The sequence below is a fragment of the Parasediminibacterium schistidii genome, assembly GCF_046546515.1.
In the GTDB taxonomy this organism is placed as follows: domain Bacteria; phylum Bacteroidota; class Bacteroidia; order Chitinophagales; family Chitinophagaceae; genus Parasediminibacterium.
Genome location: NZ_JBKHKJ010000008.1, coordinates 57,425 through 78,174, shown reverse-complemented (window position 1 = coordinate 78,174; position 20,750 = coordinate 57,425). Strand labels below are relative to the sequence as shown.

Annotated in this window: 18 protein-coding genes; 11 read left to right on the top strand and 7 right to left on the bottom strand. The window is 40.4% G+C overall.

Going from position 1 to position 20,750, the window contains the following annotated elements; all coding sequences use genetic code 11:
• Positions 1–256: 256 nt before the first annotated feature.
• Both ACHFIY_RS06565 and bcp read right to left on the bottom strand, forming a co-directional pair.
• Entirely contained in the window at positions 257–1,462 is a 1,206-nt protein-coding gene (locus tag ACHFIY_RS06565; RefSeq protein WP_410845272.1) for a GAF domain-containing sensor histidine kinase, read from the bottom strand.
• A gap of 308 nt (positions 1,463–1,770) precedes the next feature.
• Positions 1,771–2,238, bottom strand: coding sequence for a thioredoxin-dependent thiol peroxidase (bcp, locus tag ACHFIY_RS06560; RefSeq protein ID WP_410845271.1), 468 nt, complete (start codon positions 2,236–2,238; stop codon positions 1,771–1,773).
• 422 nt (positions 2,239–2,660) lie between these two features.
• Between bcp and ACHFIY_RS06555 the strand changes: the two genes are divergently transcribed.
• From ACHFIY_RS06555 to ACHFIY_RS06520, 8 genes are all read left to right on the top strand, one after another.
• On the top strand, positions 2,661–3,152 hold the full coding sequence (locus ACHFIY_RS06555; RefSeq protein ID WP_410845270.1) for a hypothetical protein: 492 nt from the start codon (positions 2,661–2,663) through the stop codon (positions 3,150–3,152).
• Between the two features lie 35 nt (positions 3,153–3,187).
• Positions 3,188–6,157, top strand: coding sequence for a T9SS type A sorting domain-containing protein (locus tag ACHFIY_RS06550; protein WP_410845269.1), 2,970 nt, complete (start codon positions 3,188–3,190; stop codon positions 6,155–6,157).
• A gap of 894 nt (positions 6,158–7,051) precedes the next feature.
• A complete protein-coding gene (gene upp / locus ACHFIY_RS06545; RefSeq protein WP_410845268.1) occupies positions 7,052–7,705 on the top strand; it encodes a uracil phosphoribosyltransferase in 654 nt (217 codons plus the stop codon).
• Positions 7,706–7,947: 242 nt separating this feature from the next.
• A complete protein-coding gene (locus ACHFIY_RS06540) occupies positions 7,948–8,955 on the top strand; it encodes a PorP/SprF family type IX secretion system membrane protein (RefSeq protein WP_410845267.1) in 1,008 nt (335 codons plus the stop codon).
• A gap of 192 nt (positions 8,956–9,147) precedes the next feature.
• Entirely contained in the window at positions 9,148–9,846 is a 699-nt protein-coding gene (locus tag ACHFIY_RS06535; protein ID WP_410845266.1) for a ClpP family protease, read from the top strand.
• Positions 9,847–9,964: 118 nt separating this feature from the next.
• Positions 9,965–10,597 (top strand): ClpP family protease, encoded by a 633-nt coding sequence (locus ACHFIY_RS06530; RefSeq protein WP_410845265.1) that lies wholly within the window; start codon positions 9,965–9,967, stop codon positions 10,595–10,597.
• A 134-nt stretch (positions 10,598–10,731) separates the two neighbouring features.
• On the top strand, positions 10,732–11,988 hold the full coding sequence (gene clpX, locus ACHFIY_RS06525; RefSeq protein ID WP_410845264.1) for an ATP-dependent Clp protease ATP-binding subunit ClpX: 1,257 nt from the start codon (positions 10,732–10,734) through the stop codon (positions 11,986–11,988).
• A gap of 61 nt (positions 11,989–12,049) precedes the next feature.
• Complete coding sequence (locus tag ACHFIY_RS06520) at positions 12,050–12,199, top strand: hypothetical protein (protein ID WP_410845263.1); 150 nt, start codon at positions 12,050–12,052, stop codon at positions 12,197–12,199.
• A gap of 154 nt (positions 12,200–12,353) precedes the next feature.
• Here ACHFIY_RS06520 and ACHFIY_RS06515 read toward each other — a convergent pair whose 3' ends face one another.
• Positions 12,354–12,953: a riboflavin synthase gene (locus tag ACHFIY_RS06515; protein WP_410845262.1), complete on the bottom strand. Its 600-nt coding sequence runs from the start codon at positions 12,951–12,953 to the stop codon at positions 12,354–12,356.
• Between the two features lie 223 nt (positions 12,954–13,176).
• Between ACHFIY_RS06515 and ACHFIY_RS06510 the strand changes: the two genes are divergently transcribed.
• The 3 genes from ACHFIY_RS06510 to tpiA all read left to right on the top strand — a co-directional run bounded on the left by ACHFIY_RS06510 (position 13,177) and on the right by tpiA (position 16,334).
• Positions 13,177–14,166: a class 1 isoprenoid biosynthesis enzyme gene (locus ACHFIY_RS06510; protein WP_410845261.1), complete on the top strand. Its 990-nt coding sequence runs from the start codon at positions 13,177–13,179 to the stop codon at positions 14,164–14,166.
• A 49-nt stretch (positions 14,167–14,215) separates the two neighbouring features.
• Positions 14,216–15,379 carry a putative sugar nucleotidyl transferase gene (locus ACHFIY_RS06505; RefSeq protein ID WP_410845260.1) on the top strand — a complete coding sequence of 388 codons (1,164 nt, stop codon included), beginning with the start codon at positions 14,216–14,218 and terminating at the stop codon, positions 15,377–15,379.
• A 199-nt stretch (positions 15,380–15,578) separates the two neighbouring features.
• Positions 15,579–16,334 carry a triose-phosphate isomerase gene (gene tpiA / locus ACHFIY_RS06500; RefSeq protein WP_410845259.1) on the top strand — a complete coding sequence of 252 codons (756 nt, stop codon included), beginning with the start codon at positions 15,579–15,581 and terminating at the stop codon, positions 16,332–16,334.
• A gap of 55 nt (positions 16,335–16,389) precedes the next feature.
• Here the strand turns inward: tpiA and ACHFIY_RS06495 are convergent, their stop codons facing one another.
• The 4 genes from ACHFIY_RS06495 to ACHFIY_RS06480 form a co-directional block, all read right to left on the bottom strand.
• Positions 16,390–16,986, bottom strand: a complete 597-nt coding sequence (locus ACHFIY_RS06495; RefSeq protein ID WP_410845258.1) for a hypothetical protein — start codon at positions 16,984–16,986, stop codon at positions 16,390–16,392.
• Between the two features lie 53 nt (positions 16,987–17,039).
• Positions 17,040–18,557 carry a hypothetical protein gene (locus tag ACHFIY_RS06490; RefSeq protein ID WP_410845257.1) on the bottom strand — a complete coding sequence of 506 codons (1,518 nt, stop codon included), beginning with the start codon at positions 18,555–18,557 and terminating at the stop codon, positions 17,040–17,042.
• 861 nt (positions 18,558–19,418) lie between these two features.
• Positions 19,419–20,228 (bottom strand): LPS export ABC transporter ATP-binding protein, encoded by an 810-nt coding sequence (gene lptB / locus ACHFIY_RS06485; RefSeq protein ID WP_410845256.1) that lies wholly within the window; start codon positions 20,226–20,228, stop codon positions 19,419–19,421.
• Positions 20,229–20,345: 117 nt separating this feature from the next.
• Positions 20,346–20,594 (bottom strand): type II toxin-antitoxin system ParD family antitoxin, encoded by a 249-nt coding sequence (locus ACHFIY_RS06480; RefSeq protein ID WP_410845255.1) that lies wholly within the window; start codon positions 20,592–20,594, stop codon positions 20,346–20,348.
• Between the last annotated feature and the right edge of the window lie 156 nt (positions 20,595–20,750).

The following is a 20,750-nucleotide window of genomic DNA, read 5'->3' as shown; positions in this document are numbered from 1 at the left end:
TGCACTAAGAAAAAAGAAGGAAGGAAGCCATTTTATTTCTTGACTTCCCTTAAAACTTTATAAACTTTTGTGTTCCTGAGCCTTCTTTGCAAGTTTGTAATAGAGTTGCCAACCTTTTGAAGGTTGGCAACTCTCTGCTGAGTGGGAAAAGTTTATCACCAAATACAAAGCATGTAATACTTTTCTTTCTTTTTTCTTCTTGATGCTGCTTAGTGGCTAAGTACCTTTGTGGCTATATAAATTGGTGCGTAGCAACCTACGCTTTTAGCTCTATATAAAAAGTTGTGCCTTTGCTTTTTGTGCTTTTGATGGTAATAGTGCCGCCAAGCATATCAATAAAATCTTTTGTAAACAACAGGCCAAGACCACTGCCTTTTTCTTTGTGGGTGCCAAGTGTAGAACGCTTGCCGCCACCATCAAACAGGCGGTTGCTTGTTTTTTCATCCATACCAACGCCCGTGTCGCTTATAGATATAAGCACTTTGTCTTTTTCGCGCTGGGCATAAATGGTAATAATACCTTTCTCGGTAAATTTGTTGGCATTGCTCAAAAGGTTACGGATAATAAAACGGAGCGCATTGGGGTCGGTACATATTACTAGGTCTTTGTCAACCAGATTTACCAGTTTATTTTGTTTGATAGAAGACCCAGCATACAGTCTTTGGAACTTTTCTTCAATCATTTTGTACAGATCAATCTGCTTATACTCGCAATTATGTGCATTAATTTGCAGCCTTCCCCACTCCAGCAAGTCCGACAATAAATCTAGCGTGCCGTCCAAATGCACTTCGGCAACCTGCATTAGCTCTTTCGCTTCCACGTCAGACAGTATATTGTTGTTGTTAAATTCTACAATTTGCTTCAACGATGCCACGGGGCTCCGTACATCGTGCGCAATAATGGAAATAATTCGGTTCTGCATCTCGGCCTGTTGTTTTAGCCGTATTTTCTGTGCTGTCAATGCTTTGTTGTTCAGCCTTAAATCCAATAGTTTTATTACCTGCCTAGCCAAAACCTTCAATGCAAAAGATTGGTCGTCTGTTAAATGCTGCGGTACAGAATTGATAACGCAAAGCGTACCCAATTTAATGCCGTTTTTGTTTATCAAAGGAACACCTGCATAAAAGCGGACATTGGGTTCATTTGTAACAAACGGGTTGTCGAAAAAGCGATAGTCCTGGCTGGCATCTCCCACTTCAAAAATCTCCTCATTGCTAGCAATGGCATGGCCACAAAAAGAAATTTCCCGTGCGGTTTCCGATGCTTCTATACCCACCTTGGCCTTAAACCATTGGCGGCTGGTTTCTACCAGCGATATAAGCGATATAGGCACATTGCAAATTTGCGAGGCAAGTTTTACAATCTCGTCAAATTCTTCCTCTGGCGGGGTATCCATTATTTCGTAATTGTATAATTCCCAAAGGCGTTGTTGCTCGTTTGAAGGTATGGGTGCTTTTAGCATAAAACAGTATTATAACAATGAAGAAATATAATTTGCACCATAAAACTACATACATATCCTGTTACAAAAAGCCATTAAAACCATTGATTAAGCCATAATTAAAGCTAATCCCAATATTTCATCAAAGTACTATTGCCTACCTATCAATGGTACTACTAAGGGTATAATCATAGTACTACATATTAGTCGTAAGTAGTAAGTAGTAAGTGGTAAGTGGTAAGTAGGGGGCCGGGCTTGCCCCTGCCCTTTTTCACAAAAAAAAAGGGGCAAAGCTCACGCCTTATCCCTTAGACCTTATGCCTTACCCATTACCCCTCATTCCATGCCGCCAATATCTCAGCAGTATGGTTTTTGGTGTCGGGCTTGGCGATGATTTTTTTAATCTTCCCCAATTCATCAATCAGGAAAGTAGTCCTTGTGGTACCCATATAGGTTTTGCCCATGAATTTCTTTTCGCCCCATAGGTTGTACGAGTCAACAATTTTCTTGTCTTCATCTGCCACCAATGGGAAAGGCAATTCGTATTTTTCTTCAAATTTTTTGTGGCTCTTCACGCTGTCAACGCTTACGCCTACCACCTGAAAGCCTTGCGCAATCAGCTCGGTATAATTATCCTTCAGGTTGCAGGCCTGTGCCGTGCATCCTGGAGTATCGTCTTTTGGATAGAAATAAAGGACAACTTTTTTGCCTAAAAAATCTTTCAAGGCTATTGTTTTCCCGTTTTGATCTACCGCTTTAAATGCAGGGGCTTTGCTCCCCTCTTTTAATACCGCCATTGTAGTAAATTGAAATTATCGAGTAATAAAAAGTAAAAATGAGTGATTGTGGCGAAATATAGCCCTTTTGGCCTTACCATGGCACTTTTTAAAGCTTTCACCTGTAAAAAGAACATTTATTATATATTAATTAACAAAGAAAGGGGAAGATAGTTCATTAAATATTACTTAAACCTAATTAGCCCCCATGTTGGCTTCTACTCAAAAAAATGCCACTTTCAAATTTATTTTTATACTTTAGAAGGTTGAATGAAAAAAAATTCTTAATCTTGTTTTCTTAAAGAAAAACAGGGCAACTGAAATTTATCAATTCCAATACTTTTTGCTAATACTTGAATCTTAATGTGTACATAGGACTTAATTTTTAATTTACAAAGCAGGCTAAGCATCCAAACAGAAAACATAAAAGACTAATCAGTAATATGAAAATATTTGCAATTCACTTTGTTGTACTTATAATGTGCAGTTGTGCTAATACTTACAGTACTGCCCAATTGAAGGATGGTGTGATAGATAAAAATATTGCACTGTTAAACGCTACCGCATCTTCATGGGTGCCTGGCAGGGCCAATGCCACATCTGGTACTAATTATTTGTTTAGCTTTTTATTGAAAACAAACAAGCCCCTACGATTTGATTCTGCATGGCTTAAAAACGGGGCCATTAAAATGAATGTTTATTCAATAAAAGATAATGAAGCAAATACGCAAGGCCCCTTTAAAAAAGGCGATACCCTTTATGTAAAGGGCGCAAGCATTGTAAAATATGAAGGCAAGGCTAAACAAACGCACAACGTAGCCAATCCACCAAAGAAATTCAAGGGCGAGGCACTCTTGCGTTATTGGGTAGGCAAACACCCAAATTATGTGGAAATACAAACAATTGCTCACAAGACAGTAACACGCCTCTTATAATTTTTTTCAATCATCAAAATAATAACTATTCACTTATGAGAACATTAAAACCAGCAACGACCCTATTCTTATTATTATCTATTGTTTCTAGCCCTTTTTTTAGCAAGGCGCAGCCATGGATGCAACCCTTTAAGAACTCAAACCCTACTTTCCAGCAAATGAAGCAGGCGGGGGATGCCTATTTCGCTACCACCAAAGGAAAAGAGAACAAAAAATTATACAACCGTTATAAACAGTGGGAATGGCAAAACCAAGGCAGGGTGCTTCCTAATGGAACTATTGCCTCGCAGTTTCTTACTCAAATGGAGCGTGAAAAATATACAGCAAGCCATCCAACTGCTAATAATAAAATAGTTGCTTTTGGCACAAACACACCTTTTGGAACTGTTACTCCAACTGGCAACTGGGCAAGCAAAGGGCCATTCACGGACAACGGAGGAGGATATATAGGGGCAGGAAGGCTAAATGCAATTGCTTTTCATCCCACGCTGCCCAACACTTTTTGGGTGGGCGCTCCGGCAGGCGGGCTTTGGAAAACTACAGATGGCGGTACTACATGGTCATCCAGCACCGACTCACTGCCTGTTATTGGCATAAGCGCAATAGTGGTAGATAGTACCAACCCAAATATATTGTATGTTGCCACGGGAGATGGCGATGGGAGCGACACTAAAGGTATTGGCATATACAAATCTACCGATGGGGGCAATACATGGAAGGTTACTGGCTTGTCAGCTACACAAGACAATCCTATTTATGTTTTCAGGCTTATTATAAACCCTAAAAACCACAATACGCTACTGGCTGCTACAAGCCATGGTGTTTATAATAGCTATAATGCTGGTGCAAGTTGGATTCGCAGTGCTGCCAAAAATTCGTACAATAAAGTTACCGATATAACGTATAAACCGCTTGATAGCACTACTGCTTATGCTTGTTATCAAGATTTTAATTTCACCACAAATACGTGGGAATGGAAAATTATCCGGTCGAAAAACGGGGGTAAAACATGGTCAGTTGTAAATACTTTTACCGATGCTAGTAGGGTTAGCTTAGCTGTTTCGGCCGATTCATCAAATGTGGTAGAAGCACTTGTAGCTTCATCTTCCTATGCTTTAGCTGGCATTTGGCGTTCTAGGGACGGGGGCAGCACATTTAGCCAGTACTTAGACGGCACATTGCCTTTTAAAAACTACCTTTCCAATACTTATGATGCGTCTGGTGCAGACGGGCAAGGTTTCTATGACTTGGCTTTTACCATTAATCCAAAAAATTTCAATGAAAAATGGATTGGTGGTGTAAACACGTGGCATACGATAGACAATGGGCTAACCTGGCAGCTAAACAATATATGGGTCCACAATTTCAATACACCAAAAGTTCCTGAAGTACATGCCGACAAACATGCTTTTGCTTACCACCCCTTGCTCTCCAATACTTTTTTCGAGTGCAATGATGGAGGCCTTTACAAAACAACTGACAAAGGCGCAACCTGGACAGATTTAAGCAACGGGTTGGTAATTAGCGAAATGTATAAAATCAGTGCTGCACAATACCGAGCGAACATGGTGCTATGTGGCTTGCAAGACAATGGAACCAAAGGATGGGATGGCAGCACTTGGAATAACATAACTGGCGGGGATGGCACACAGTGCATAATTGATAATGTAAACACAAATATTATCTATACAGGCTATGTGCAAGGTGTCATTTATAGGGACAGCTTTTATACGAAACCGCTTGTGCTGGGTAAACCCTTCTATCAAAACACTATTTCCAACAACATACCTGTTGACCCCAACATACCGGAAACAGGGGCTTGGGTTACCCCAGTGGCGATGGACGCAAAAGCAACAAGCACATTGTACACCGGCTACAGCAGGGTTTATAAAACAACAAACGGTGGCTATGACTGGAAGGCTATTTCACCATACTTAACATCATATACAATAAACAAGCTTGCTGTGGCACCATCCAATTCAAATTATATATGGGCTACCAATACAGGCGATTCTTTGTTTTATACCAATGATGGAGGCAACACTTGGAGCAACCTCCCTGCTACAACAATTTCAAATACCACAATTTCAAATTCAATTATATCTTACATAGCATTTAATGCTACCAACCCCAATATTGTGTGGGTAACTTTTTCAGGATACGATGCTGGTTTAAAAGTATTTAAAACCACCAATGGTGGTATTAGCTGGGTCAATATGAGTGGCACGCTGCCCAACCTGCCTGTAAATTGCATCGTGCTTGCCAAAAGTGCTAGCGACACTGCTTATGTAGGAACAGACATGGGCGTGTTTTATAGGGATGCAGGCATGACAGACTGGGCATTGTACAACACTGGGCTTCCGCACGTGCCAGTAAAACATTTGGATATTTCGTATAGCAACAGGAAACTTTATGCAGGCACTTTTGGAAGAGGCCTATGGGTATCTGATTTGTATGCAACATTGCTTCCCTTATCATTTTTATCCTTTACAGCTTTGCAATCGGGTGATGGGGTATCGTTGAAATGGCAAACTACAGCCGAAGTAAACACAAGTAAATTCATTGTTGAAAAAAGCATTGATGGAACCAATTGGCAACAATTGGACACTGTAAAAGCAAAAAATATAGCAGGTACTAATGGCTATACGGCCTTAGACAAATTTCCAGCTGCTGGAATCAATTACTATCGTGTAAAATCGATTGACGTTGATGGTGGCTATACCTATTCAAAAATTGCATCTGTAAATATTGAAGCACCTATTGCACTTAGTATTGTACCCAACCCAGCGTCGTTCAGTACAACTTTGCGTTTTAAAGAACCTGTTAGCGAAGCTGCCATAACTGTATTTAATGTAGCTGGGCAAAAAGTAATGGCAGATGCTTTTTCAGGATTGGCAAGGAAGAGCTATTTATTGGCCACAAATTCGCTTGCAAATGGCACATATTTTGTTCAAATAAAAACCACAACGGCCAGTTATAGTGCTAGACTGATTGTGGCAAAATAGTGTTTCTGCAAATCTGGGTTTAAGAAAGTTTTAATCTTTCGGGGGTTTTGTAATTCCAAAGGAAGACGTTTTTTAAAGAAACAGATGTCAAATATTCATATGCTAAACTCCGAAGGGGTGACATTGATGACAATGTCACCCCTTTGGAGTTTTTGGAAAACTCACAATATTCTATGTGCTATAATAATGATATCCCGCTGGGATAAGAAATTATAAAAGCGATTTCCCTCATTCCCCTTGGGTGCATAAAACTTTTTCGCTTTGTCCTGATCCCCCCCTAATTATAAAACCTTATCTTTGTGTTAGAAATGCACTTGATACAAACTACTTACAAAACTAGTGCTTGAGCATTCCAATCGTAGTTCTTTTTTTACTAATATTAAGATAGTTTTAGTCGCAAAATTTGGCCTTGTATTTATGGCTGTAAAATACGCAAAAATCAGGCACGAAATATGCATAAAATACGCAAAAAATAAGCACAAATCACGCAAGAAATAAGCACAAAATGCGCACAAAAATTTGATGTTATTGTTGATAATCAATGACTTACAAGGGCGGTAAAGATTTTTGAAAAAAAGAAATAACGTAAAAACACCACAAAAATGGTAAAACTGAAACTATTTTAATATAATACTAGGAGATATTGATATTATTAAAAATATGCAAATATTGTCTCCTTGCCCTATTCCTGTTACCTTTTCCTTTGGGTAACTTGTCTTAGCCTTTCGGGTGGGTGAGGTTGGGCTAGGTTGATTTTTTAATAAAAAAGCGAAAACCTTTTATGCCCCCTTCCCCCTTCTTTAGCTAATATTTATAAACAAAAACCTATAATTGCAATAATTATCAGTTTTATTCAAATTCTATATTTAATTTGACTGCCAAACAAACCGCATTATGATTATTAACTTGAGTGAAGGGCATAGCCTTGTAAGCAACTGGGTTTCAGAATTGAGGGACGTGAATGTACAAGCCTACAGGCTCCGCTTCCGCCGCAACTTGGAACGCATTGGAGAAGTTGCTGCTTATGAAATAAGCAAACTGCTGCAGTTTGTAGAAACGGATATCCAAACCCCATTGGGCATTCATAGCAGCAAAGTATTGCAGGAGCAGCCGGTTTTGGCTACTATATTGCGGGCAGGCCTGCCGTTGCACAATGGCATGTTGAATTATTTCGACAAAGCCGACAATGCTTTTATTTCTGCATACAGGAAACACAAGCATGATGGCAGTTTTGAAATAAGCCTGGACTATATGAGTTGCCCCGCCTTGGACAACAGGACTATTATTGTTAGCGACCCTATGCTGGCAACAGGGGCTTCCTTGGCAAAGACCATACAATTCTTAAAAGAAGAAGGCAACCCAAAGAATATTTTTGTAGTTTGTGCCATTGCCAGCACCGTTGGGATAGAATACCTGCAACGCGAGTGTGGCAACGACCTGTCTATTTGGTGTGGCGATATTGACGATGAAATAACAGCAAAAGGCTATATAGTGCCAGGCTTAGGCGATGCGGGCGACCTTGCATTTGGCAGCAAAGTGCAATCTTAGCAGCACTTTTATTCACCAAAGGGAACATATTAAGGTTCTTGTGTTTTTAGCTTCCTTAAGCGCATAAAAAAGTTGGAAATAAGGTAAATAACTATGTTTTCTTTCTTTTCCTAGCTAAAATCTATATGCCTATGTGGTGAAAAGGCAAAAGATTTGCATAATTGGCAGGAAAATCTGTTAAAAACAAAGCTTTTTTTATTTGGATACAGCATTTCCGTTATTTTAGAAGTCAATACATACAAATGAGAAAAATATTTACCGTTATATGTTTCCTGGCTATTTGTGCACTGGGAAATGCTCAGGATCCGCATTACTCGCAATTCTTTTCATCGCCCATGACATTGAACCCAGCCTTGACGGGTAAATTTGACGGCTCCGTACGGCTAACGGGCAATTACAGGAACCAATGGCCTAGTATCAACAATGCTTTTATTACCACTACAGGTGCTGTTGATTTCCATATTGGAGAGCATATCATACCAAGCAACGATAATTGGGGGCTAGGCGCAGTTTTTTTAAGCGACAAAAGTGCTGCTGGTGCTGTAAATGCCAGCTATTTTAGCCTATCAACAGCATACCACAAGGGGTTGGATGATGATGGTTTTTCACAATTGAGCGTAGGTTTGCAAGGCACATATTCCAACACTTATATTAATGTTTCTGACCTTAAATTTGGAGACCAGCTAACTTCTATAGGATTTTCAGGTTCAACAGCTGAATTTCTCGGTTCAGGCAGCTCACTATCTTCGCATTATTTTGACATGAATGCCGGTGTACTATTTAGCGGCAACACTAGCGAAAAAAATAATTTTTATGGCGGGATTAGCGTGTACCATATCAACAAGCCTACACAACAATTTGGGGGCGAAAAATATACCATCAATCCAAGAGCCACTGTACATGCAGGTGGCTATTTTGCCATGGGGCCTGCTGCTAACATACACGTAAGCGGCATTCAAACCTTCCAAGGCGGTGCCAGCGAAACTGTAATAGGTGGGGCAGTGCAGTTGATAGCCAACCCAGATGAAGACCGCCCAACAAGCTTGTATGTGGGTAGCTGGCTACGTTTTCACGATGCTTTGATACCTTATTTGGGTTTGGAATTTAGCGATGTGCGCATGGGCATCACCTACGATGTAAATACTTCTTCTTTAAAAACAGCTAGTGGCAAACAAGGCGGCATAGAGCTATCGCTTGTTTACACCTACCACTCAGACACAGATAGGCCTATCAAATGCCCGAAATTTTAAAAAAGTCATAAGTCATAAGTGGTAAGTCGTAAGTGGTAAGTAAAAGAGATGTTTACTTCCTATTACTTGCCACTTACGACTTACCACTTACCACTTATGACTTTTTGTCGCATATATTTATTTGCACAGATTTTGAAAAGAATTGCCGTATCCTAGAAAGGATATATAAATCGAACGCATAAAAAATAGCAAATGAATATTGGAAAAGAATTTCAGCAGTACGCTGTAAAACACAAGGGCATCAGCAGTGCTACCTTGCACAACTACCAAAGCCACTTTAACCCCACCAGCCTCACCCCATACATTATAGAAGAACGGCCGATGAATATTGCCCAGATGGACGTATTCAGCCGCTTGATGATGGACAGGATTATTTTCTTGGGAGAAGGCATCAACGACTATGTGGGAAATATTATTACTGCTCAGTTGTTATTCATGGAAAGCGTTGACCGCACACGTGATATACAAATGTATATCAACAGCCCCGGTGGAAGCGTTTATGCAGGTTTAGGGGTGTATGATACCATGCAGTTTATAAGCCCAGATGTTAGTACTATTTGCACTGGCATAGCTGCAAGTATGGGACAAGTGTTACTTTGTGCTGGCGTAAAAGGCAAGCGTACTGCCTTGAAACATAGCCGCATAATGATGCACCAGCCAAGTGGCGGCATTGGTGGCCAAGCAACCGACATTGAAATTACCGCAAGGGAAATAAAAAAATTGAAGTACGAGTTGTACGAGATTACCGCATTGCATACTGGCAAAACGGTAGATGAAATAGCAAAAGATAGCGACCGTGACTACTGGCTCACCTCTGCCGAAGCCAAGGAATATGGCTTTGTAGATGAAGTATTGTTCATCAACCCAAGAAAAGCGGCTGCTTTGAAATAATTTTGAATTTTAAGTTTTAAATTTTGAATTAAAAAAATCAAAGGAATTGTATCTGCAAGGGTTTTAAAACTTATGTAGTTAGAATTGCCAATTATTAATTATCAATTATCAATTATTAATGATACAATCGATATATAAAAATCCATTTTTGATGGATGACGAGGAAGAAGAAAAAAACGACAACAAGCCAGAACCCATTGGGCCGGGCGTGATGAAGAAAATGGAAAAAATGTTCTTTGAAAAAAGGGCAATTTACCTATGGGGCGTGGTGGACGACAAAAGCGCAAGGGAAGTGGTTTCTAAGCTATTATTGCTGGAAGCCGACAAGCCAGGGGAAGAAATAAAATTGTATATCAACAGCCCGGGCGGCGTGGTAACTAGCGGCATGGTAATGTATGATACGATGCAGCTTATTTCAAGCCCAGTAAGCACCATTTGCATGGGGTTGGCAGCAAGCATGGGTTCTATTTTGCTAAGTGTTGGCACAAAAGGCAAGCGTTTTATATACCCTCATGGCGAGGTAATGATACACCAACCAAGCATTGGCGGCCATTTCCAGGCTACCAGCGCAGACATAGAAATACATGCCGAGCAAATACGGAAAACCAAGGAACTAGGCGCAAAAATATTGGCCGATAACTGTGGAAAAACCGTGGAGCAGGTAATGCAGGACTTTGACAGGGACTATTGGATGAACGCCACCGAGGCAGTTGCCTACGGCATAGTAGATGGCATAGTAGACAAATTGTAAGGGCTGAAATATGCATCTTACCAACAAAATACACGCTATATTAAAATGTAGCGTGTATTTTTGTCTTACAGCCAATGATTATCCTTAATTAAAAATTAAGATTTTTATCTTTTTAAAAAAAATTATTAAAAAAAATGCCCAAACAAACTCATTTGCATTGTTCATTTTGCGGCCGTGGCCGGGATGAAGTAAAAATCCTGATTGCGGGGCAGGAGGGACATATCTGCGAAAATTGCGTGGAGCACGCACAGGACATCATCACACAGGAACTTGGATTGAAGCAAGAACCACCAGCAGCAGCAACTGCCAATTTGCCAAGCAATTTTAAATTGAACATCCGCAAGCCTTTCGAGATAAAGAAATTCCTTGATGAATACATCATTGGGCAAGACGATGCCAAGAAAGTAATAACAGTGGCGGTTTACAACCACTTTAAACGCATCAACCAAAAGCCACAGGCAGACGATGTAGAAATTGAAAAAAGCAACATTGTGATGGTGGGCGAAACAGGCACAGGCAAAACCTTGCTTGCCAAAAGTATTGCACGCTTGCTAAACGTGCCTTTTGCTATAGTAGATGCCACAGTGTTTACTGAAGCTGGCTATGTAGGCGAAGATGTGGAAAGTATGCTGACCCGTTTGTTGCAAAACTGCAATTATGACGTAGCAGCTGCAGAGCGTGGCATTGTGTATGTGGATGAAATTGACAAAATTGCCCGCAAAGGCGACAACCCATCCATTACCCGTGATGTAAGCGGCGAAGGCGTGCAGCAAGGGCTGTTAAAGATGCTAGAAGGTACAGAAGTACTTGTACCCCCTCAAGGTGGTCGCAAGCACCCCGAGCAAAAAATGATAAAACTAGATACCAAGAACATCCTATTCATTTGCGGCGGTGCTTTCGACGGCATAGACAAAGTAATAGCCCGCAGGGTAAACACAAATGCAATTGGTTTTAATGTAAACAAAGAAACCCAAGAGTACCAGAAAAAAAACCTGCTACAGTTTATCAATGCGCAAGACCTTAAAAAGTTTGGGCTGATACCTGAATTGCTCGGTCGTTTGCCTATTGTTACTTACCTAAACCCATTGGATGCAGCCACTTTGCGTACTATTTTAACAGAGCCTAAAAATTCCTTGATAAAACAATACCAACGCTTGTTCGATTTTGAGGGCATTGCCTTGACTTTTGATGAAGAAGTGTATCATTTCATGGTAGAAAAAGCCTTGGAATACAAATTAGGCGCAAGGGGCTTGCGTAGTATATGCGAAGGCATACTTACCGATGCCATGTTTGAATTGCCAGGTACTGGTGAAAACAAGTTGCATATTAGTTTAGACTATGCAGAAGGCAAGTTCAACAAGAGCAAGTTGAGCTTGTTGAAAGTAGCTTAAGACAAGTTATTTTGAATTTTAAGTTTTAAATTTTGAATTAAAAAGAATTAACAGAAAAAAGATGAATGAATTAATAGACAAATTGGTTGCAGAAGCAGGGCTTACACCCGAGCAAGCTACTAAAGCAGTTGCTACTATTGCAACTTTTGTAAAAAAGAAATTCCCAATGTTGTCTGGCGCAGTAGATAAGATTTTCGACAAAGGCAAATAACAATTCCAATTTAGGCAATTTGCCACAAAGGCACTAAGACAAAAAGAGGCACAAAGTTTTAAGGGGGGAGGAAAATTCAAAGTATGAAATTTTTTCTCCTTTCTCTTTTTCTTAGTGCCACTTTGAGTTTTAGTGCCTTTGTGGCAATAAATTATTACAACTCTCCTTTCTTCAAGCTGGCCATGCGGCTGATATATTTACCAATAATATCAAATTCAATATTTACCAAATGCCCAGCTTCTAATTCCTTCATATTGGTATGCTGGAAAGTGTAGGGGATAATGGCCACGGTAAACGTAGTATCCGTTACATTAAAACAAGTAAGGCTAGTGCCATTTACAGAAACAGAACCCTTTTCTATAACTAAATGGGCAAACGACCGGGGGAATTGAAACGTATATTCCCAACTACCTTCCAACACCAGTTTTTTAATACAAGTTGCAGTTGCATCCACATGGCCTTGCACAATATGCCCATCCAAGCGGCCATTCATTTGCATGCACCTTTCTAGGTTTACCAGTGTGCCAATTGCCCAGCTGCCAAGGTTGGTTTTCTTTAAGGTTTCGTCAATAGCCGTTACTTCGTGCAGCCCATCTTTTATAGCTTCTACTGTAAGGCATACGCCACTATGGCTAACGCTTTGGTCTATTTTCAATTCTGCAGCTATAGGCGACGATACCCAAAAAGTAACATTCGAGCCTTTGTTTTCAATAGCTTCCACAATGCCGATGCATTCTATAATTCCTGTAAACATGGATGCAATTTATATTGAATTTTTGGGTTTGCTGCTACTAGGCATTTATTTACCATATAGGCAGATACGCCCATAGTTTTAAGCGAAAAAAAGAAATCGCTAATGGTTGCCAAACTTCAAAATGGTCGAAACCCCATTATAAAAGCCTAGTACCCCTAAAGTAATTATACGCCTTGTTTTATAAGGTGCTTACTGGGTAAGCATTTTTCTTTATTTTGCGGCAATGAACTACTTGCAGTTATTGTATTATTCGCTAGGGTACTGCTTCCGCATTTACCGCCAGCTTTCCTTTATAAAATCTTTTTTACTGCCAAAAGTAGATGCCGCATGTACTGCATTCAATTACCACCCCAATAAAAGGGAAGCACAAAAAATAAAGTTCTACTACCCTCTGTTCAACCATGTGGTCAACTGCGAAAACTATTTAACCATCAAAAACCGGAAACTTACCCTGCTTGAAACCAAACGCCTTGCGTTTATAAGCGTTTGGGCTACTTTGTACGACGATTTTATTGATGAAGAAAGATGGGGCAAACAGAAATTGCAGGAAATTTTCGAGAAAAAACTGCCCGTGGCCGAAAGGACACCAAAGATGGAGGTTTTCATGGCAATGGACGATGCCTTGAAAGCAATATTTACCCCAACACCGTTTTACAAAAACAGTTTAAAACTAGCAATAGACTGGCAAGTGGTATCGGCAAAGCAACTGGAAAGTACGATTACGCTGGAGGAAGTACTGCACATTTCAGAGGAAAAATGTGGCAATAGTTCTTTGCTTTGGGCAAGTATCATGGACGAGGGCTGGACAGAGAAAGAAAAGCAGTTTATCTATCAAAGTGGGCTGGTTGGCCAGTTGGTAAACGATGCTTTTGATGCAAGAAAAGACATACTCGATGGCGGTTATACCTATATAAGAAAAGCAGCATCCATGGCACAGGCCAAGGAAATTTTCCTGAATGCCTGTCGCCAGCTGAACCAGGACATCATGACTTGCAATGCCCCGACAAAATTTAAAAAGAACACCATAAGGCGGATGGCCTGCATACATGCTTTTGGCCTAGTGGCAATAGAACATTTGCAGGCCATTGATAAAAAGTACCCTAAACCTATTGATTGGCAACAGGTAGATCGCAGCGATTTGATTACAGACATGAGCTTTTGGCGCAATAGGCTAAGGACAGTGAAATATGCCATTTTGCTGGCAAAATTGTAAATTAACACGAAGGCTCAAAGTAGCACTAAGAAAAAGTAAAAAATAATATATGCCCATCGTATTGTTCGACAATAAAGACCGCAAGCAATTCTTCCCCCTTGCTGCTACAAAAGCAATTGCAGGCCTGCGGATGGGTGTATTGACCATACAAGAAAGATGGAAATTGGTTACTGGGCAAAAAGTATATATCCATACAGAAAACTACCTGATGCCACTGTATGAAACAATACCGCTAGAAGAACACATTTGGATAGACAGTACCGTGCAGATAACAGACGAATTGTTGCTAGACATTCAAAACTTACAGCTTAATGAAGCCATAGTAGATGAAAAAGGGCTGGTAGCTGGCAAAAGCAACCAACCAGCAAACGTTTTTGACATTAACAATACTTTACACTGGTTTGCTGTCAAAACCAAACAAGTGCAGGTAAAGCGCTTAGAACACGCCCACCAGATTTTTCAATGGAACGATGGTTTTATACGGGCAGATTTTGCTTTGCTTACTACTAACCGCACCTCCCAGCCTTTACCGCTTTCAAACCAAGTAATCAACCCAGACCAAGTTTTTCTGGAAGAAGGGGTAACAATGGAATGCTGCACACTGAATGCCAGTTCTGGGCCCATTTATATTGGCAAAAATGCCTCCCTAATGGAAGGCTGCCTTATCCGTGGCCCTTTTGTATTAGGGGAAAATTCGCTATTAAAAATGGGCAGCAAAATATATGGGGCTACTACCCTTGGCCCCAACTGCGTAGGGGGTGGCGAGATAAAAAACGTGGTGATGCAAGGCAATAGCAACAAGGCACATGATGGCTACCTAGGCGACAGCGTAATAGGTGAATGGTGCAATTTCGGGGCAGGCAGCAGCAACAGCAATATTAAAAATACAGGCGGCGAAGTACATATTTGGAACTTTGCAGCAAACGGATATATAGAGGCAGGGCAAAAATGTGGCTTGCTCATGGGCGATTACAGCAGGTCTGCCATCAATAGCTGCATCAACACGGGTTCAGTAATAGGTGTTTGCTGCAATGTGTTTGAGGCTGGGTTGGTACCCAAATTCATCAACCATTTTAGCTGGGGCGTAAAAGACAAATACCTGTTTGAAAAAGCCCTTATCGATATTGCCAACTGGAAAAAAATGAAGCACCAGGCATTGGGGGATACTGAAATTGAAGTGCTGAAATATATCTTTGATGAAATAGGCGAATAATTTATTACTATTATCAAGATAATTTAGCCACAAAGGTTCAAAGACTCAAAGTGGCACTAAGGAAATAAAGAGAAGAGAAGAAAAGAAAAAGAAGCTCCTGTATTGTATTCAATCCCCTTTAAACTTCTTTTCTTTGTGCTTCTTAGTGTTTTCCTGCCTTTGTTGCAAATAATTCTTAATTTCTAAATAAAACAAACCCATGCGTAAACAAATTGTAGCTGCCAACTGGAAAATGAATGGCACTTTAGAACAGGCAAACAGCCTTTTAGATGCTTTTGCAGCAGCCCCATTAACCGTAAATGAAAATAAAATTGCCGTGTTTGCCGTACCTGCCCCTTACCTGATGCTGGCTAAGGAAAAACTAAGTGGCAACCCCTATTTGCAGGCAGCAGCCCAAAACTGCTACAGCAAAAAATCTGGTGCCTATACGGGCGAGATTTCTGTGGAAATATTGCGGTCTATCGGTATTAGCTATGTAGTGCTTGGCCACTCCGAACGCAGAGAATATTTTGCAGAAAGCAATGCTTTTTTAGCTGAAAAAGTAAATATTGCCCTCGCATACAATATTACCCCTATTTTTTGCTGCGGCGAGCCTTTGGCAATAAGGGAAGCAGAGACGCAAAATGCCTATGTGGCTACTCAATTAGAAGAAAGTTTGTTCCACCTTTCGGCAGAGGAAGTTGCAAAAATTGTTATTGCTTACGAGCCTATCTGGGCCATAGGCACTGGCAAAACAGCAAGCAGTGCACAAGCACAAGAAATGCACGCATCTATCCGCGAGGTATTGGCAGCAAAATATGGTGCAGCAGTGGCCGCTGGCATATCAATATTATATGGCGGCAGCGTAAAAGCAAGCAATGCAGTAGAAATATTTGGGCAGCCCGATGTTGATGGCGGCTTGGTAGGCGGTGCTTCATTAATTGTGGATGAGTTTATTCAAATTATCAACGCATAGTAACTACAATAACTCAATGAAAAAAGCTACCAATATATTTTATTGGTAGCTTTTTTCATTCTATTTCGCCTTGCCTAAAAAAAATCTTGTACCCAGTTTTGATTAGTTCGTCTTTCATCAACATAAAAGATACCGTATTGGGAAAATAGGTAGGGCTTGGGTTTTCATATACAGCCGTAAGGCTAGTTCCTGTTTTTTCCAATTTATTTTGCTTGCCAACTTTGGCAAACATGCTGCACAGAACATCAAACCCTTTTTGTGCGGCACTCAAATCCGCATATTTAAACCAAAGATGAATATCCCTAACCCATACTTTACCTGAATCTGTCTCCCTTGTTAAAAAATCAATTTGCCCTTCTTTAAATGGTACATCTATAAATGGGTGCGTGTAAAAAACCAACGAATGCACTATATTTTTTTCACGAGGAAGCACAAAATAATTTGGTGGGTATGCTTTCCATTTGCCCTTAATTGGCTCTGCAATAAATGGTACGTACCTTTTTAAAAAAACTTTTATAGAATCATTGCTTTCATATTCCCATATCCTAAACATTACTTTAGAAGTTAGGCTGTCAAATGCCTTCATCTGGGCATTTGCATTTACGATTGGTAATACAAACAGGCTTAATAATAAAATATAGCTTTTCATCATTTAAACCACAAAGCCCTGCATTGCTGCAAGGCTTTGAAATATTTTTTTAAAAATTATTGGATAGGTAAATCGAACACACCAGAAGTAAGCTGTTTTGTTTTGCCACTTGTGCCAAATGTGTCGCCCAAAGTACAACTAAATGTACCTTTTACCCTAGTAGCTGTGATACTGGTGATGGTAATAAGCATAGGGAGCTGAGTTGTGGAGGTTGTAGAGGTAGTTGGCCCCCAAGTGGTGGCATTTCCATCCGTATAAGCTCCTGTAACAGCATATTTGCCTGAGAATATACCATTTTGATCGTAGCTGCCAGTAGTTACAGCAACTCCATCAATTTTTGTAATGGAGAGGTTGAGGGTTCCGCCACTAGATGTTGAGCTTGCAGCTCCATCTAATTCCAATACTTTAGTGTTACCAGTTGTAGCAGATGTAGCAGACGCATTGTAGCCAAAATTTGTTGCAATACCGTCAATACTACAGGAGAATACGCCAGTTGGCGCAGCGGCAACCACTACATCAAAAGAACATCCAGCAATACCAGTTGTACTAGTTGGCGTAAAGGTAAAAGTGCCTGCTGCGCTCGGCATTCCAGCGCCTATTAAAATTACATTCTGTTTACCAGTGCTGGTGAACGTGCCAGTGCCTGAAAAGCTAAAGCCACCCACAGTTTGTGTTTGTATAGAATAAGCCCCAGTAGTTGCTACGCTTACTTGCACCGATACTGTGCTGCTGCTGGTAAGTGCAGTGTTAATGACAAACGTGCCGCTTTTGGCTGCAAGCGTACAAGTATTAGGCGACCCATCAAAAGTGAAAGTTGCTGGTGGCGGTGCTGCCGTGGTGATAGCAACGATACAGTTAGTGCCATTGGCAGATACGGCATAAGTATTAGCTCCTGCGGCAGTTGGCGTGCCAGCACCTGCAAGCGTTACAGTTTGCACCCCTAAAACAGTAAATGAACCAGTAGCGGTAAAACTGACCCCGTTTGTAGTGGACGTATATATTTTGTAGGTGCCCAATGCAGTAACATTTACCGAAACACTGATGGTGTTGGAAGCAGACAAAGCCACGCCTTGTGTATAAGTGCCATTGGCTACTGTTTTTGTGCAATCGAATGTATAAGCAGCCGAGCCTGCAGCAGGCAAAAAAGTAATAGATTGACTGCAAGTACCGGATGTGCCTCCTATGGTATAGTTATAAGTGCCGCCATCGGCAGGGGTACCACTTGCTAACAAAGTTATGGTCGTTGCACCCTTTGTGGCAAACGTGCCTGTTGCGGAAAAACTTACCCCGTTTACAGCCCCAGTACTAATAGTATATGTACCCACGGTATCTATATTTAGTGGTACTACAAGATAATTGGATGTGTCAACAGCTTTGGCAGCAGTATAAGTGCCTTTTAAAACAATACCACCGCAAGTAATGCTAAAACCAGCTTTTGTAGAGGTGGGCGTAGTACCCGTTCCCCCAGTAGAAGGCGTAGATGCTCGAGGGGGTTCAAAACTAGTAGCTTTTTGGCAGCTATACAAGCACGATAAAATTACAAGGGTTGTAATAAGAGTTGTTAAAATGCGCATATTTGTTAATTGTTTTCTTTTTATTTAGCTTTCTTAAAGCAGTTTTTGTTTGTTCAGGCCTTATTTTAAGGTTGTTTGCAATGATAATAATTTTTAAGATACACCGTTTATTTTTGGGGCATAAAGTTTTTCGCTTTTTTATCGAAAAATCAACCGAGCCCAGCCTCACCCCTCCCGAAAGACCGGGACAATTTACCCAAAGAAAAGAGTAACAGGAACAAGGCAAGAAGACAATATTTGCATATTTTTAATAATATCAATATCCCGTAGTGTTATATTAAAATAGTTTCAGTTTTGCCATTTTTGTGGAGCTTTTACGCTGTTTCTTTTTTTCAAAAATCGTTACCACCCTTCTAAGTCATTGATTATCAACAATAACATCAAATTTTTGTGCGTGATTTATGCTTATTTTCTGCTTATTTTCTGCTTATTTTGTGCTTGATTTGTGCGTAATTTATGCTCATTTTGTGCGTGGTTTTTGCATATTTTACAGCTATAAATACAAGTGCAAATTATGAGACTACAACTATCTTAATATTAGTAAAAAAAGAACTACGATTAGGATGCCAAGACACTAGTTTTGTAAGTAGTTTTTATCAAGTGCATTTCTAGTACAAAGATAAGCTTTTTTTGAATTAGGCTCTGTTTTTGGACAAATCAATACAGGCAGCCCAAGCGAAGACTCCTATACAACCAATTAGCCACCAATGCACGCATAGCACTAATTTTTAATATTAATTGGTTGTTTCAAGTTAAACATCAGTTGCTTGTAGGGAGACTTTTATGCACCCCGTTTATTTTGGAGGCATAAAGTTTTAGATACTGCCTGTTGTTACAAGCGGCAAATAAAAGGGGCATTAATTATTGGGTTTCAGTATTTTCTACTGCCTTTTCCTTTTCTTGCTCGGCGTGTTCACGCACCATGTCAATGATCCAGTCTTTGCGTTTTAGCACAAAGTTGGTACCTAGGTACATCCTGCGCACATGCTCATCGTCGGCTAGTTCTTCCGCAGTGCCATGCTTGAATATTTTGCCTTCTATCAATAGGTATGCCCTGTCGCAAATAGACAATGTTTCATTCACATTGTGGTCAGTAATCAATATGCCGATGTTCTTGTATTTCAATTTGGCTACTACTGCTTGTATATCCTCAACCGCAATCGGGTCAACCCCAGCAAAGGGTTCGTCCAGCAAAATAAACTTTGGATCAACCGAGAGAGCACGGGCTATTTCGGTACGCCTCCTTTCGCCCCCACTAAGGCTGTCGCCATTGTTTTTGCGCACATGGTGCAGGTTAAACTCGGTAAGCAGGGTTTCTAACTTTGCGTTGCGTTCTGCTTTATTCAGTTTTGTCATTTCCAGCACGGCCATAATGTTATCCTCCACGCTTAGCTTCCTGAAAACGCTTGGTTCTTGCGGCAGGTAGCCAATGCCCATCTGCGCCCTTTTGTACATTGGCAGGCTAGTAATATCTACCTCATCTAGAAAAACAGTGCCTTCGTCTGGTTTTATCAACCCCACCACCATGTAAAAACTGGTGGTTTTGCCAGCACCATTAGGCCCCAGTAGGCCTACGATTTCCCCTTGGGACACATCAATGGAAACCTTGTTTACAACGGTACGGCCTTTGTAGCTTTTAACTAAATTATGGGTATGTATGGTAATGCTCAATGTTTGCGTTTTGGGGCAAAAGTAGTGTGTTGTTTTAAGTTTTGTGTTTTAGGTTTTAAGTTGGCTTCCTAAAGCTTGTTTAAAGTTGTAAGGCGGAAGCATAACACTAATTTTAGGTCATTTACCTGTGTATTTTGCATGAAGCGTTTCTACAAACTTTTTACGGTTAAAATTTTTAACGAACCCTGCGTTTTCTCCTTTTTCAAGCTCGCTATTTACTTCAGTTTTCAGTTTTTCTTCTTGTTCAAACTGGCGCAAGGCCGCCCTTATCACTTCACTTGCGGAAGAAAACCGGCCACTTTTAATTTGATAGTTTATAAAATTATCGAAGTGTTCACCAAATAGAATCGAAGTGTTTTTGGCCATAAAAAAATTAAACGAAGATACCAATTGTTGGTATTGTTTTCAAAAATTATGGGATTTTAGAATACCCATATTTGCTACAAAGAAAAAGAAGCCTACAAAGCTACAAGCCGCGTAAAGCGGGGGCGGTACGTTGGTTAGAAGACACAACTACGGCGA